Origin of the sequence: Microbispora sp. CSR-4 (assembly GCF_008033685.1) — a bacterium.
In the GTDB taxonomy this organism is placed as follows: domain Bacteria; phylum Actinomycetota; class Actinomycetes; order Streptosporangiales; family Streptosporangiaceae; genus Microbispora.
The window spans coordinates 1-412 of record NZ_VJVX01000281.1 but is presented as its reverse complement, the minus strand read 5'-3'; the positions used below and the strand labels follow the sequence as shown (position 1 = coordinate 412).

Sequence of the window (412 nt, the reverse complement as noted above, 5' to 3'; positions counted from 1 at the left end):
CAGGCGCGTCGATGAGGTCACCGGCGAGCGCAAGCGCTTCTCCTCGGCGATCCTGCCGCCCTGGGCGCGCAAGACACCGAAGATCACCGAAGTGCTGCCACTTCTCTACCTGCACGGCCTGTCCTCCGGTGACTTCGTCCCAGCGCTGGGGCAGTTCCTCGGCTCGGCCGCCGGCCTGTCCGCACCGGTCATCACGAAGCTGACCGAGCAGTGGAAGGCCGAACAGCGCACCTTCGCCGACCGTGACCTGTCGGGCGTGGACTACGTCTACCTGTGGGCCGACGGCGTGCACGTCAACGTCCGCCTGGAGGAACACCGTTTGTGCCTGCTGGTGATGATCGGCGTGCGCGCCGACGGCCGTAAGGAGCTCATCGCGCTGTCCGACGGCTACCGCGAGTCGACCGAGTCGTGG

Annotated in this window: 1 protein-coding gene; it reads left to right on the top strand. The window is 67.7% G+C overall.

Going from position 1 to position 412, the window contains the following annotated elements; genetic code table 11:
* Positions 1 to 412: transposase (locus tag FLV34_RS39820; RefSeq protein WP_187280907.1), on the top strand; the 412-nt coding region annotated here is incomplete at both ends.